The 13972-nt window shown below is 71.6% G+C and carries 12 protein-coding genes; 2 read left to right on the top strand and 10 right to left on the bottom strand.

What is annotated here, in order from left to right; genetic code table 11:
- The first annotated feature begins 5 nt into the window (after window positions 1-5).
- On the top strand, window positions 6-476 hold the full coding sequence (locus OG738_RS09225) for a hypothetical protein (protein ID WP_329052858.1): 471 nt from the start codon (window positions 6-8) through the stop codon (window positions 474-476).
- Window positions 477-814: 338 nt separating this feature from the next.
- Here OG738_RS09225 and OG738_RS09230 read toward each other — a convergent pair whose 3' ends face one another.
- On the bottom strand, window positions 815-2137 hold the full coding sequence (locus OG738_RS09230) for an MFS transporter (RefSeq protein WP_329052860.1): 1323 nt from the start codon (window positions 2135-2137) through the stop codon (window positions 815-817).
- Between the two features lie 237 nt (window positions 2138-2374).
- On the opposite strand from OG738_RS09230, the gene OG738_RS09235 reads away from it, so the two are divergent.
- On the top strand, window positions 2375-2971 hold the full coding sequence (locus OG738_RS09235) for a PaaI family thioesterase (RefSeq protein WP_329052861.1): 597 nt from the start codon (window positions 2375-2377) through the stop codon (window positions 2969-2971).
- Between the two features lie 55 nt (window positions 2972-3026).
- On the opposite strand, the gene OG738_RS09240 is transcribed toward OG738_RS09235, so the two are convergent.
- From OG738_RS09240 to OG738_RS09280, 9 genes are all read right to left on the bottom strand, one after another.
- The gene (locus tag OG738_RS09240) at window positions 3027-5672 is read right to left on the bottom strand and encodes a serine/threonine-protein kinase (protein WP_329052863.1); all 2646 of its coding nucleotides are present in this window, start codon (window positions 5670-5672) and stop codon (window positions 3027-3029) included.
- A gap of 55 nt (window positions 5673-5727) precedes the next feature.
- Window positions 5728-6699: a glutamate ABC transporter substrate-binding protein gene (locus OG738_RS09245; protein WP_329052864.1), complete on the bottom strand. Its 972-nt coding sequence runs from the start codon at window positions 6697-6699 to the stop codon at window positions 5728-5730.
- Window positions 6696-8117 (bottom strand): hypothetical protein, encoded by a 1422-nt coding sequence (locus OG738_RS09250; protein ID WP_329052865.1) that lies wholly within the window; start codon window positions 8115-8117, stop codon window positions 6696-6698. The genes OG738_RS09245 and OG738_RS09250 overlap by 4 nt, the downstream gene beginning before the upstream one ends.
- Window positions 8118-8372: 255 nt before the next feature.
- Window positions 8373-9635, bottom strand: a complete 1263-nt coding sequence (locus tag OG738_RS09255) for a GAF domain-containing protein (protein ID WP_329052866.1) — start codon at window positions 9633-9635, stop codon at window positions 8373-8375.
- 108 nt (window positions 9636-9743) lie between these two features.
- Complete coding sequence (locus tag OG738_RS09260) at window positions 9744-10778, bottom strand: ATP-NAD kinase family protein (protein ID WP_329052867.1); 1035 nt, start codon at window positions 10776-10778, stop codon at window positions 9744-9746.
- A gap of 321 nt (window positions 10779-11099) precedes the next feature.
- On the bottom strand, window positions 11100-11324 hold the full coding sequence (locus tag OG738_RS09265) for a heavy-metal-associated domain-containing protein (protein WP_329052868.1): 225 nt from the start codon (window positions 11322-11324) through the stop codon (window positions 11100-11102).
- A gap of 64 nt (window positions 11325-11388) precedes the next feature.
- Complete coding sequence (locus OG738_RS09270; RefSeq protein WP_013222289.1) at window positions 11389-11592, bottom strand: cold-shock protein; 204 nt, start codon at window positions 11590-11592, stop codon at window positions 11389-11391.
- 204 nt (window positions 11593-11796) lie between these two features.
- Complete coding sequence (locus OG738_RS09275; RefSeq protein WP_329052869.1) at window positions 11797-11970, bottom strand: hypothetical protein; 174 nt, start codon at window positions 11968-11970, stop codon at window positions 11797-11799.
- 215 nt (window positions 11971-12185) lie between these two features.
- The gene (locus OG738_RS09280) at window positions 12186-13844 is read right to left on the bottom strand and encodes a thiamine pyrophosphate-binding protein (protein WP_329056617.1); all 1659 of its coding nucleotides are present in this window, start codon (window positions 13842-13844) and stop codon (window positions 12186-12188) included.
- Window positions 13845-13972: the final 128 nt, after the last annotated feature.

Below are 13972 nucleotides of genomic sequence, written 5' to 3' on the forward strand. Positions count from 1 at the left end.
CGAACATGGATCCCGAAGACGACGTCCGCGCGTTCCTGACCGGCGCGGCCGGCGGCTCGCAGCCGCCGATGCGCCTCGACGCGACCGACGTGATCGAGCGAGGCGGCCGGGTCCGGCGACGACGCAAGCGCTGGGCGGTCGCCGGCACGTCGACCGCGACGGCGGTGGTCCTCGCGGTGGCCGGTTTCCTGGCCGGGCACCGCGTCGGCCCGCCCGAGCCCGTCCAGCCCGCCGGCCCGGGACTGTCCACGATCGGCACCACCTCCCCCGCGCAGCCCACCGAGCAGGTCCCGGCGACCTCCGTCGCGCCGCCGGTGGCCGAGCCCGACCGCACGGCACCGCGTTCGCTGCGGTCGACCCTGCTGCCGCCGTCCGCGATCCACCCGACGAGCAGGCCGACGCCGAGCACCGCGCGTCCGTCCTCTCCGGCGGTCGGGCCCACATCGACTCCGCTGGCGACCGTCACGTCTCGCTGACCCCGTTTCCGCAGGTCAGCGACGTGGCGTAGATCACCGTTCGGCAGTGGGTTTCTGACGAAATACCGGCCCGCATCGTGGCGATATGCCTTGTGGTGGTCCGATCGGACACCGGACAACCGCTCAGCCGGACGCTCCGCCGCCGGCCCGAGAACCCGAGGAGGAAGCACATGGTGCTCGCCGCACTGATCGTCGAAACCGGAATCGCTGTCGTGGTCGCGGGTGCGCTCGCCGCTTGGTCCCGCAAGCGCTTCGCTCCTCGCAGCGACGCCGCCTGACCCCAGCGCACGGGTGCCCCGCCCGGTGATCCGGACGGGGCACCCGCATTTCGGGACCGCTCAACGCCGAGCGGACGCCAAGGGCTTGTCCTCGGTGTCGATCTGCTCGATCGGCACCTGCGACGTCTCCGGGATCTTGATGATCGGGATGATCGCGATCAGGGCCGCCGCCATCAGGTAGTACGCCGGCCAGTCCTCGTTGCCGGTGCTCTTGATCAGCGCCGTCACGATCACACCGCAGGTACCGCCGAACAGCGACGTCGAGATGTTGTAGCCGATCGCGAACGAGCCGTACCGGACGCGGGTCGGGAACATCGCCGGGAACGTCGAGCCGATCACCGCGAGCATGAGCACCAGCAGCAGCGCGACGATCAGGAACCCGACGAAGAGCCACACGATGCTGCCGGACTGCATCAGCTTGAGCGACGGCCAGCTCAGCACCAGGAACCCGAAGGCCGCGGTGAGCAGCAGCGGTTTCCGGCCGATCCGGTCGGACAGCGCGCCGAGCGGGATGATGATCGCCATCTGGATGACCTCGACGCCGATGATGATCAACGTCGACGTGTTGTCGTTGATCTTCAGCGTGTCCGTGAAGTACGTCGGCATCGTGGTCAGCAGCAAGTAGTCCGCGATGTTCAGCAGCAGCACGATGCCGATCAGGTTGAGGATCATCCGCCAGTTGCGGGTGAAGATCTCCTTGAGCGGCGCCTTCCGCGGCTTCTCGCCCGAGGCCTCCAGCCGGCGGAACTCCGGGGTGTCTTCGAGCTTGTTCCGCAGGTACAGCCCGACCAGGCCGAGCGGCAGTGCGACGAAGAACGGGATCCGCCAGCCCCAGGCGTCGACCTGGTCGGCCGACAGCGAGAGCGTCACGGCGAGCACGACGAGGTTGCCGAGCACGTACCCGGCGAGCGTCCCCAGCTCGAGGAAGCTGCCGAAGAAGCCACGGCGTTTCGTCGGCGAGTACTCGGCGATGAACGTCGCCGCGCCGCCGTACTCACCACCGGTGGAGAAGCCCTGGATGATCCGCAGCAGCAGGATCGCGATCGGCGCCGCGATGCCCATGCTGTAGCCGCCTGAGTACGTCGGCAGGACGCCGACCAGGAACGTGCAGCCCGACATCAGCAGGATCGTGATGGCCAGGACCTTCTGGCGGCCGATCTTGTCCCCGAGCGGGCCGAAGAACGCCCCGCCGAACGGCCGCACGATGAACCCGACCGCGAGCAGCGCCAGCGACTTCAGCACGGCGTTGCCCTCACCGGGGAAGAACTCCGAGCCGATGCTGACGGCGATCGCACCCGAGGTGAACACGCCGTAGTCGTACCACTCCGTGGCGTTCCCCATCGCGGACGCCCACACGGCGCGTTTGACGGTTCTCTCGTCCACTGACGGTTTGCCCGTCGTTGCTGCTGGTTCGCTCATGCCGGCGACGACCTCCTCCGTGCAGTGCCCACTGGGCCGTTCGAGCTCATCAGCCCAGTCTTGCCCGGGAGGCCGGGGACGGCAGCCTGAGCCACGGATCTTCTACGGTGGGGAACTTTCCGGCTACCGAGAGGTAGGCGTTGCCCGCTTACGCCGCGGGTCGCGCGCGGCGGGCGGCTACCGGCGAGTTAACGTCAGCGCATGAGTCGTGTTTCTCAACCCTGGCCGCCGGTGCCGGTGGAGCCGGCGGTCCCGCACCCGAAGGCGCCGGCGGCGGGCACCGAGCTCGGCGTGCACTTCGCCGAGTGCTTCGGGTGCGGCGACGAGGCCGACGCCGGGCTCCACCTGCGCTCGACCGTCGGCGAGGGCCAGGTGATCCACTCGCGGTTCACCGTGACGGCGGCGCACCAGGGCGCCCCCGGTCTCGCCCACGGCGGCCTGCTGGCCTGCGCGTTCGACGAGGCCCTCGGCTCGACGGTCGGCAACCTGATGCGCCGCCCGGCGGTGACGGGCAAGCTCGAGACGGACTTCCGCCGCCCGGTCCCGGTCGGCTCGACGCTGTTCATCGAGGCCCGCCTGGACGGCATCGCGGGCCGCAAGATCTACGTCAGCGCCGACGGCCGCCTCGACGCCGCGGACGGCCCGATCGCGGTGAGCGCCCGGGCCCTGTTCATCGTGGTGGGCTTCGAGCACTTCAGCACCCACGGCGACCCCGAGGCGCTGGAGAAGCTGGCGGCGCAGCACGAGAAGAACCAGCAACGGGAGCGCGAAGAGCGCGGCTGGGAGATCAACCCCTGACGCGCTCGTGAGTGCGTAACGGTGTTCTAACGCTGTTACGCACTCACGACGCAGGTCAGGTCAGCGTGCGGGGGCGGATGGCGTTCGCCCGGTCCACGAGCCGCACGCGCTCGTCGACGGTCCCCGCCAGCCGGGCCAGCGCGCGGTAGCAGCGCTCCAGCCCGAAGCGCAGCTCCCGCTCGTCCAGCGCGCAGCCCAGCACCCGCACGCCCGGCGTCGGCTTGCCCTGCTTGAGCCAGTCGTGCGCGGCTTCGAGCACTCCCGCGGACAGCCGCGTCTGACGCTCGAGGTCCAGCCGCAGCCGCTCCAGGCGGGACGACGCGTCCAGCAGGTCGTGCTCGGTCACCGGCGTCTCGCGGCCGTTCGCCTTCGTCGCCGTCGTCTTGATCCGGATCGCCGCGACCTGCGCGTCGACGTAGTGCGTCGAGGACGGCGGGACCGTCTCGAGCACCTCCACCGCACTGTTGCGCGCGCCCTGAGCCAGGTACACCCGGGCGAGGCCGAACGCCGCGCTGACGTACGTGCGGTCGGTCCGCCAGACCAGCTCGTAGAACCGCGCGGCGGCGAAGTAGTCGCCGACGCCCTCGGCGCTGATCCCCAGCGCCAGCTTCGGCGCGATCTCGCCAGGCAGGTCGTCGTACACGGATTCGAACGCGACCTGCGCGACGCGCGACCGGCCGCCGGCCAGCTCGATCAGGCCGCGGTACCAGTCGATCCGCCAGTCGTGCGGGAAGCCGTTCTTGATCGCCAGGTACTGCGCCGCCTGCAGCTGCCGCTGCGCCTCGGCCGGCTCGCCCAGCTCGATCCGCGCGCGCACGATCCGCAGCCGCACCTCGATCGACTCGCGCGGCGCGCCGGCCAGTGCCTCGATCGCGCCGCGCGGGTCGAGCGCGGTCGTCGTGGCCAGCACGCCGGCCGCCGGGTCGTCCGTGTCGACCTGCGGGATCGGCAGCCCGGCGACGACCTCGTCGGCACCGGGCAGCGGCACGGTCCGGCCGGCCTCCGGCACCACCAGCTGCACGCCGAACGTGCGGCTCTCCGGGCCGAACACCGTCGACGCGCCGGGCCGCGGCTTGCCGGTGCCGAGCGCCATGATCTCGCGCAGCACGCCGGTCAGCTGGTCACCCATCTCCTCGGCGGAGAGGAACCGCCGGTCCGGGTCGGCGTGCGTCGCGCGTCGCAGGAAGCGGTAGTACGACCCGAAGAGCGCGAACAGCGGAACGGCGTCCGGGCCGGGCAGGGTCGTCTTGAACTTGCTGGTGTAGCCGGTGAACTCGAAGCTCAGCACCGCGAGCGTGCGCCCGACGGTGAACAGGTCCGACGCCACCGAAGCGCCCTGCTTCGCCAGCTCCGGCGCGCTGTAGCCGGTGGTGAAGAACAGCGGGCTCTCGTAGTCGTCCATCCGCCGGACGGCCCCCAGGTCGATCAGCTTCAGCTGCTCGTTGGTCTGGATCACGTTGTCGGGCTTGAGGTCGCAGTAGAGCAGGTTCTGGCTGTGCAGGTACCCGAGCGCGGGCAGGATCTCCAGCCCGTACGCGATGACCTGACCGATCGGCAGCGGCTCCGGCCGGCGGCTCTCGCGGTGGTGCGCCAGCGCGAGCTGCCGCAGCGACTGGCCGCCGACGTACTCCATCACGATGTAGCCGACGGTCGTCCCGCTCTGGCGGTCCGGGTGCTGCACGAAGTTGTGGATCTTGACGATGTTCGGGTGCTCGACCTCGGCCAGGAAGCGCTGCTCGTTGGCCGCGGCCGCCATCGCCGTCGCGTCCCCGGTGTCGATCAGTCCTTTGAGGACGACCCAGCGGTCGCTGACGTTGTGGTCCTGCGCCAGGTAGATCCAGCCGAGACCGCCGTAGGCGATCGCGCCGAGGACTTCGTACTGGCCGCCGACGAGCTCGTGCGGCTGCAGCTTCGGGACGAACGAGAACGGCGTACCGCAGTTCTCGCACTTCCCTTCCGGCGCACCGGGTTGACCGTCCTTGGCCCGGCCGACCTTCGCGCTGCAGTTGCTGCAGAACCGCTTTTCCTCCGACACGACCGGGTTCGCCAGCACCGCCGACGCGGGGTCGCGCGCGGGTACCGGCGGGACCTCGACCAGCCCGGCACCGAGCCGGCCGCGTCGCGACCGCGACGTCCGCGACGACGTCCGCCGCGAAGTGCCGGGGAACGACCCGGCTCCGGAGCCCGAACCGCTGCCGGTTCCCGTGCCGGTCCCGGTGTGCCGCCCTTCGCTGGTGCGTTCGGGCAGCACGCTTTCGGTGCCCGGGTCGGGCAGCGGCGTGTCCGGGCCGGTTTCCGGCCGTGGCGCCGGCGGCATGATGCTCTGGGTCTCCGGCGTCGGCGCGGCGAGCACGCTCGTCGGCTGCGGCGCGTTCGGGTCGACGGCCTGCGTGGGCGGCTGAACCGCCTGCGTCGGCTGGACCGGGGTGATGCTGCCCGGCGGCCGGGTCGGGTCGTCCGCGCCCGGGATCGGCCCGCGCACGGCCGACGGCTGGCCGCGCGGCGGCGTCGGCGGACGGCGCACGGGCGCGTGGAAGACGGTCTCCTCGCCACCGGACGGCGCACCGTCGTCGAGGCGGCCCGAGATCGACGGCTCCGGCGTCTCCCACCGGACCGGTGGCGGCGGCTGCCAGCTCGGCTTGGGCGGCTGCTGCTGCTCGTCCGGCGCGGCGTGCCGAGGACGGCGCGGCTCCTCCGACACTGCTACCTCCCAGATCCCCGCCGGCGTGCGGAGACCGATCCTAGTCGCGACCGGCTCACTTGTACTGCGGCGACGGCGGCGACGCCGGGCCCAGCGAGGGCTCCACCCAGCGGCGGTAGCTGTTCTGCCACGCGTCGCTGGTGCGGATCTTGTCCAGCACGGCGTTGACGTACCTGACCATGTCCTCGTTGTCCTTCGGCACGCCGATGCCGTAGTTCTCCTGGGTGAACTGGTCGCCGACCACCTTCAGCGTCGGGTCCTGCGCGGCCATCCCGGCGAGGATCGTGTCGTCGGTCGAGACGGCTTCGACCTGGCCCTGCTGGAGCATCACCAGGCAGTCCGACCAGTTGTCCACCGAGACCGGCACCGGCTTCGCCGGGTCCGTCGCGATCTTCGCCAGCGACGTCGACTTCTTCGCCGCGCACACGCGCTTGCCGCTCAGGTCGGCCAGCTTGGCCACCTTGGACTCCTTCGTGACCAGGATCCGTTGCCCGGCCACGTAGTACACCGAAGAGAACTGCACGGACTCGCGGCGCTTGCAGGTGATGCTGTAGGTCCGGACCACGATGTCGACCTGGTGCTGCGTCAGGACGTCTTCCCGCTGCGACGACGGGATCGCGCGGAACTGCACGCGGCCCTCCGGCGAGCCGAAGATCGACCGGGCGATCTCGTTGACCATGTCGATGTCGAAGCCCTCGAGGTTGCCCGAGGTGGGGTTGCGGAAGCCGAACAGGTACGTGGTCTGGTCGACGCCGGCGATCAGCTTGCCGCGTTCCTTGATCTTCGCCATGGTCGAGCCGTCGGGGATGCCCGTGCCGTTGGGCGCGAGGCTGACCAGCGGGTCGCAGCTGGTGTCGGTGGCGCCGCCGGCAGTCGAGTCGGGGCCGCCGACGTGCGCGGGCTGCGGCCACGCGGCGTTGCTCACCGGGGCCGGATCGACCGGCTTCCCGGGGCTGCCGCAGGCCGCCAGCAGCAGCGCGGCGACCGCCAGCGCGCCCGCCCGGACCGTGTTCCCCCGCCTGCTCACCGGTACTCCCTCAGTCGCTCCCGGATCCCCATGGTGACACCCGCCGCGGCGACCACGGCGAGCACGGCCAGGCCGGGCGCGAGCAGCGTCAGCGCGGCGGCGCCGTCGTGGGTGTCGTCGAGGAACTCCTGCCTGCCGACGTCGATCGCCGCCTGGAGGCTGTCGTCGAGGCGCCGGAACGCCGGGGCCGAGCCGTCGGTCTTGTCCTCGAGGACCGCGGCGTCGACGGCTTCCTGGTACGACCCGGCGTTGTCCAGGTCGCGCACCTGCTTGTGCGCCTTCATCCAGTCTTGCGCGGCCTTCGTCGCGTCGGAGACCTTCGCGGCGCCTTCGCCGTCCTTGATGAGGCCGCGGGCTTCGCCGAGCAGGCCGCCCTGCCCGTCGGGGCCGACCAGCTGGGCCGCGTTGGTGCCGAAGTCCTTGTCGTACGCCCCGCCGTCGCCGCGGGCGACCAGCGTCAGCGTTTCGTCGGCGCGGGCCTGCAGCGCGGCGATCCGCGCGCGGACGAGCACGTCGACGCGGTGCGAACCGTCGTCCTGGCCACTGCCGACCAGGCTGCCCTGCACGACCAGCGCGACCGCGCCCCACAGCAGCGACACCACGACGGCGGCCGTCGCGACGACGAGCCCGACGTTGAGCAGCCGGTTGGTCCGCCGGGTCAGGTAGACCTGGGCCGCGATCAGCGCGGCGAGCAGCGCGACCACGAGGATCGTGGCGAGCCACGGGAAGCCGGTGGCGCTGTCCTGCTCCTCGACCAGCCGCTGCGTGTCGACGCGGTAGAGGTCCTGCGCCGCGGGCAGGATCTTCGCGCGCATCAGCTCGGAGGCTTCGCGCAGGTAGGACGCGCCGACCGGGTAGCCGAGGCGGTTGTTCGCCCGCGCCGTCTCGACCAGCCCGGTGTAGACCGGCAGCGACTGGTTGAGGACGTCGACCGGGGCAGCCGCGTCGGCGACGTCGGAGGCGTCGGAAGCGGCCTTCGCGAGCGCGGCGCCGGCTTCGGCGACGTCACGCTCGTAGCGCGAACGCAGCTCGGGCGGCTCGGTGCCGATGGAGAGGAACGCGCTCGCCGCCGTCGCGTCGGCGTCCGAAAGCGACCGGTAGACCTGCTGCGCGGCGGCGGCCAGTGGCTCGCGGTGGTCGATGACACCGCTGATCGTGTTGTCGCGGTCCTGCACCGACAGCGTCGAGACCAGCCCGGAGACCAGCGCGAGCAGCACGAGCCCGACGGCGATCACGGTGAGCCGGCCCGGCGTCGTGGCGGCGGACCGGACGATGGCGCGGACCGCCTGACCGGGCAGGTCCAGCAGGCCCAGAAGGCCGCTGCGGCCCCCGGCACGGTCGCGGCCGTCCGGCGGCGACGGCGGTGGGGGTCCCGGCGCGGGCGCCGTGGGACCCGGGGCCGTCGCAGTGCTGGTCATCCCCGATTCCTCCCCGAAAGCCGTACGCAGACGGTAGCCGAGGCGCCGAGCGCGCGGGCACAGGCATCGCCCGCCGTCACCAGCACGTGATCTGGTCGGCCTCGGATCTCGGCGAGTACGCGCCAGTAGCCGTCGGCCGAGTCCGATTCCGGCCGACCCGAGACCTTCACCGGTCCGAGTGAATTCGCCGATCGTCGAGCCGACCGGCGCCGATCGCACCGAACCGTCCACATCGGACCGTTCGCCGAGCGCGACTCAGCCCCGGATGGCCGGGGCGAGCGAGTGCGGCAGCACCGCTTCGGGGCTCGGCGGCCGCCGGACCAGCACTTCGACGTCGTCGGCGAAGCGGTAGGGCTTGGCGCCGAGGATGCCGCCGAAGTGCCTGCGCAGCCGGGACATCTCGGCACGGACGGTGACCGCACGGCTCGCGTCGCCGAACAGGTCGGACGACAGCTCGGACGCCGAACGGCCTGCGCGGTGGCTGGCCAGCACGTACAGCATCTCGGCGTGGCGCGGGCTGAGCCGGTGCGTCCAGGTCCCGGCCGCGCCGGCCACGGTCAGCTCGGGTTCGCGCGGCGACCGGACGTCGAGGACGACGCGGGTCGGCGGCGCGGCGTCGTTCCCGGCCGGCCGGATCAGCCAGCCGCCGGGCACCGGCTCGACCGCGCAGTGGCCGTACGCCGGCAGCCAGACCCCGCCGGGCGCGAGGTTCGCGGGCAGCGCGATCCGGTCGACCGGCGCGAGCCCGGCGGACGCGGCGACCCAGCCGTGCTCGTCGGCGACCACGGCCCGTCCCCCGACCTTCGCGAGCACCGGGACGGCGAAGCCCCGCAGCCGCTCCAGCTCGGTGAGGTGGGTGGTGCGCAGCTGGGACTCCGCGAGCCGCGTCACCGCGTCGACCAACGCCAACGTCGTCGCGTGGACGGTCGAGGCCGGGCCGGAGAGGTCGACGACGCCGAGCAGCCTGCCGTCGCGCGGGTCGCGCAGCGGCGCGGCGGCGCACGTCCAGGAGTGCTGCGAGCGGAGGTAGTGCTCGGCGGCGTACATCTGGACCGGGCGGTTCGCGACGAGCGCGGTGCCGATCGCGTTGGTGCCGACGGCTTCCTCCTGCCAGTCGACGCCTTCGACGAACCCGAGCCCGTCGGCGCGGCGGCGGACCGCGGCGCTGCCGTCGCGCCAGAGCACGTGGCCGCCGGCGTCGACGATCACCATGATGTGCGCAGCCTGCTCGGCCAAGCTGATCAGGCCGCCGCGCAACGTCGGCAGCGCCGGGTCCAGCCCGCTCGCGCGGCGGCGTCCTTCCAGCTCTTCGGCGGTGAGGACAGGCGCGGCGGACCGGCTGTCGGGGTCCATGCCGAGGCGGCGCATCCGCTGCCAGGACGCGTCGATCACCGCCCGCGGCCTGCTGGGGAGCGCCTTGCCGGTCAGGGCGGCTTCGTGCACCTGCGCCAGGACGCGGGCGTGCCGCCGGGGGTCTGCCCCGGCCGGCAACGCTGCCTCGAGGTCTCGCTGACCCACCCGCCGCTCCTTGCGCTCTTCCTCCTCAGTCTGCCTTTTCGGTCCGCTGATCGGAAGGTGGCGGGCATCTCGGTGCGCCTCACGCGATACGCCGCGCGCAGGTGTCCGTCATCTTCGACGTTCTTCCCCGAGCTCGGTTTCCGTGCGCAACAGCCCTTTCCGCGCGGCTTCCGCCATCACCGCCCGGACGTCCACGACCCACGGCCCGTCCGGCTTGAGCTCGACGAAGGCGCTCTCGCCGACCTTCAGCTCGAGTTCGCGCTCGCCGTCGAGCGCGATGACGCCCCCCGACGCGGCCAGCTCGACCCGCACACCGGGCTTGAGCACGCCCCACCCGCGCACGCCGACGGGCCGCACGAGCCCGGGCGCGATGGGCGCCTGCACGGCGTACGGCGTCTCCTCGACCGGCCCGAGCTGCAGCGCGACGCCGTCCGGGCTCGACCGCGGGCTCGGGCAGAGCTGGCCGGCGACGCTGGACATGCCGATGCCGTCGGGTTCGGCGAAGGTGCAGTAGAGCTCGGTGAGCGAGGAGGGATCCCACAGCGCCCGCGCGCCGACGTGCCGGCTCGACGACACGCAGACGTCGACGAGCGCGATCTCCCGGCGTGCCTTGGTGACGACTTCCAGCACGCTGACGCGGTGCGTGACGAGATCGGGATCGACCTGCCCGGAGGCGATGAGCCCGGCGGCCAGCCCGGCCACGGTTGCCTCGCGCATCTGTGGAAAGGCGTTGTTCGTCCCGGTGGACAGGGCGAGGATCGGCACGTCTTCGCAGGCAGCGGCGGCGACGCGGGCCGTGCCGTCCCCGCCGAGGACCACGATGACGCCGGCCCCGGCCTCGACCATCCGGCGCACGGCGTTGGTCGTGTCGGCGGCGGTGCCGGTGATCGGATCGTCCGCGCAGAAGTCGACCGTCGGCCAGGTCCCGCCGCGTCCGAGCGCCCTCAGGACGGCGGCGGAGATGCCTCCGAGATCGGTGGACACGAGGGCGCGATCGAGCCCGGTCACCGCGAACGCGGCGAGCAACCGCTGGACCATGTTCGCCTTTTCCGCGGTGGGGAACACGGAAGCCTGCGCGACCAGCCGGCGGATGTCTCGCCCCGAAGCCGGATTCGCGACGATCCCCGCCACCGTCTCGCCCAACCTGATCCTCCTGTCACCGCACCGGAGAACAGGAGACCCCGAGAGCGGCCGAAAGGGAAGGGTTGCAGGGCGTTGCAGTGTGCGGGGACGGCGGTCGTTCGCCTGGTCGCGGGCCGGATTTCGCGGCCGCCGCGTGCCGCGTCGACGGCGATCGCGCAGCCCAGTCCGCCGCGCGACCGCCGAGCCCGCGGCACGCTCGCAGCGTGGCCCGTGCGTCAGTGAGCCGAAGATCACACCGGCGTCCGGATCTCCAGTGGACTGTCCAACCAGGAAACTCCCCCGGCGGAGAAGAACCCACCGGACCGAGTCCGCGGCGAAGAGCTACGAGACCAGGCTCGCCGTGCCCCCGTAGGAGAAACCCGCCTCCTCGACGGCCGCGCGGACGTCGTCTTCGGCCAACGCGGCGTCGGCGCGAACGACCACCCGGCCGGTGGCGACGTCGACGTCCACTTCGGTCACTCCCGGCAGGCCGGTGAGTTCTTCCGTGACCGACTGGGCGCAGTGCCCGCAGCTCATCCCGGAGACGGTGTACCCGTGCTCGATCATGGTGCGCAGCATACGAAAAGGGCCGCCACCCCGAACGGGTGACGGCCCTTTCCCAAGATCAAAGTCAGATCACGGTGACCGACGTGGCCTGCGGGCCCTTCTGGCCCTGGCCGATCTCGAACTCGACGCGAGCGTTCTCCTCGAGGCTCTTGAAGCCGTTACCCTGGATCTCGCTGTAGTGAACGAAGACGTCGCCGCCACCGTTGTCGGGGGTGATGAAGCCGAACCCCTTCTCGGAGTTGAACCACTTCACAGTGCCCTGAGTCATCAAAATCTCCATATGCAACCACAAAACAGGAAGCCACTTCGGCGCCCCGGGTCAACACGGGGACGGTTTGCTTCCTCGGCGAGGAGACACTACGCCCGCTGAATTCTGCGAGCGTGACTCAACACGAACACAAAAATCGAGACCACGTGCAGTAAAGCACACCTCGAGCGGAGCGGACAAGCCGTCTCACCCAACAGGGGTGAGCTATTCGCCACTCGCCGGGCGCAACCCTTCCCCACCGAACGGCGACCGCCAGGTGGTGTCGTGCTCGGCGGCGATGACGGCGTCGTCGTGGGCCTCGGCACTGGCGCTGAACAGCACCGGTACGACACCGGAGGACTTCCGCGCTGCTTCGGCTGCGTGCTGGTGATCGGTCACGTCGAAACTCCCCTCGTTCCCTGCCCGCTTCCCTGCGGGTGATGACCGCGATGGTGCCATGCGGCACCGACAGAAACCGGTTGTCTCCCGCCGGAGAGCCGGCCGGGAAGGTTCAGCGGCGAACCACCACCGGAACACCGTCAGATTACCCGAGCCACCGCCGTGCTACCACACAACTTTCCCGGCGTTTTCCGAAGCGAAACCGAGCAAAACCGTTACTGGGCGGGCGGTTGCGGACGCGCCTGCCCGAGCAGGGCCGAAAGCCGCACGTCCGGGCTCACGACGTCCGGGTCCGTGCGCACGTCGATGACGCACGGCCGCTGCCGCACCAGCGCGCTGGCGATGATCGGCTCGAGCTCCTCGCGATCGTCCACCGTGTACCCGGCCGCGCCCAGTCCACGCGCCCACGACGCGAAGTCCGTCAGCGGGATGGACACCCCGGACAGCCTGCCGTGCGTGCGGGCCTGGTGCATGGCGAGTGCGCCGTGCACACCGTTCTGGAAGACGACGACCATCACCGGCGCCCGGTACCGGACGGCCGTTTCGATCTCCTGGCCGGTCATCAGCGTCCCGGCGTCGCCCACCATGGCTACCACGGTCCGCCGCGGTTCGGCCAGCTTCGCCGCCACGGCGGCCGGCACGGCGTAGCCCATCGCGGCGTTGCTCGGGCCGAGCTGGCTGCGCGGCGCGGTGAAGCACCAGTACCGGTGCATGAACTGCGCGAAGTTGCCCGCGTCGCTGGTCACGATGGTGTCCTCGGGCGCCAGCTTGCGCAGCGCCCGGACGACGTCGACCGGGTGCACCCGGGTGTTGCCGCTGGTGTCGGGCGGGGTCATGAAGGTGTGGACCGCGGCGTTGGCCGCCGACGCCCGTCGCGTCCGCGGCGACGCCACCTCGCGCAGCTCCCGCAGGAACGGCTCGACCTCGGAGTCCACCCGGAACGTGAGCCCCCGCCGCTTCGGGCTGACGTCGATCCCGGTGCCGACCATGACCAGCGTCTGCTGGGGGGTCGGGTAGCGGTAGGCCTGGGTGGTCACCTCGTCGAGCTGGGTGCCGAGCGCGAGCACCAGGTCGGCACGTTCCAAGGCGTCCAGCTGCCGCGCCGGGATGCCAAGCCCGAGGTGGCCGGCGTAGCGCGCGTGGTTCTCCGGGAAGGCGTCCTGCCGCCGGAAGGCGTTGTAGACAGGCAGCGCGAGCTCGTCGGCGACCGCGATCAGCTCGTCGCGCGCGGACCGGGCCCGGCCGCCGACGATGACCACGGGGTACTTCGCCTCGTCCACCAGCTGCGCCACGGCGTCCGCCGAACGGCCCAGCGTGCCGGACGCCGGCGGCCGGACCCGCGCCATCGGCTTCGCCGCGTCGTAGGGCATGCCCCAGATGTCGCAGGGCACGCCGAGCACGACCGGCCCCGGCCGGCCCTCCTGCGACGTCGTCAGCGCGTGCGCGAGCAGCCCGGGCAGGCCGTCCGGGTCGGTCACCCGCAACGTCGACTTGGCGATCGACTCGAACATCGCCGTCAGGTCCGACGTCGGCAGCTCACCGGACGACGAGGGCACCGGTTCGGCCGCCGGCGTCTCCAGCAGCACGACCATCGGCGTCTCGTCCTGGTACGCCGTCTGGACGCCGATCGCCAGGCTCGCCGCGCTCGGTCCCCGGCTGGCGAGCAGCACGGCCGGCCGCTCGGTGAGCTTGCCCTCCGCCTCCGCCATGAACGCCGCGCCCGCGTCGTGGCGCGCCGAAACCAGCGTGATCTCCCGCTCGCGCTGCAGGGCGTCGAGCAGTTCCAGGAAGGATTCGCCGACCACCGCGTACACGCGGCGGACCCGCGCCTCGGTCAGGATCCGCACGGCCGTCTGGGCGACGGTCGCTCCCAGTTGGTATCTAATGAGGAGAGCTTAGGCGGGCACCGTTCAGTGCAGTCAAGTGATCTTCGCCGAAACCCGGTAAGGATGGGCTGTATGTCCGCTTTGGCCGACTGTCAGCCGATCAAGGGAGCGAGGAC

It is taken from the genome of Amycolatopsis sp. NBC_01488 (assembly GCF_036227105.1).
Lineage (GTDB): Bacteria > Actinomycetota > Actinomycetes > Mycobacteriales > Pseudonocardiaceae > Amycolatopsis.

What these genes read in the sequence shown, in the direction of transcription:
- OG738_RS09225 (WP_329052858.1), top strand. Translation starts at nt 6, where the DNA reads ATGGATCCCGAAGACGACGTCCGCGCGTTCCTGACCGGCGCGGCCGGC.
- OG738_RS09235 (WP_329052861.1), top strand. Translation starts at nt 2,375, where the DNA reads ATGAGTCGTGTTTCTCAACCCTGGCCGCCGGTGCCGGTGGAGCCGGCG.
- OG738_RS09250 (WP_329052865.1), bottom strand. Translation starts at nt 8,117, where the DNA reads ATGACCAGCACTGCGACGGCCCCGGGTCCCACGGCGCCCGCGCCGGGA.
- OG738_RS09265 (WP_329052868.1), bottom strand. Translation starts at nt 11,324, where the DNA reads ATGATCGAGCACGGGTACACCGTCTCCGGGATGAGCTGCGGGCACTGC.
- OG738_RS09270 (WP_013222289.1), bottom strand. Translation starts at nt 11,592, where the DNA reads ATGACTCAGGGCACTGTGAAGTGGTTCAACTCCGAGAAGGGGTTCGGC.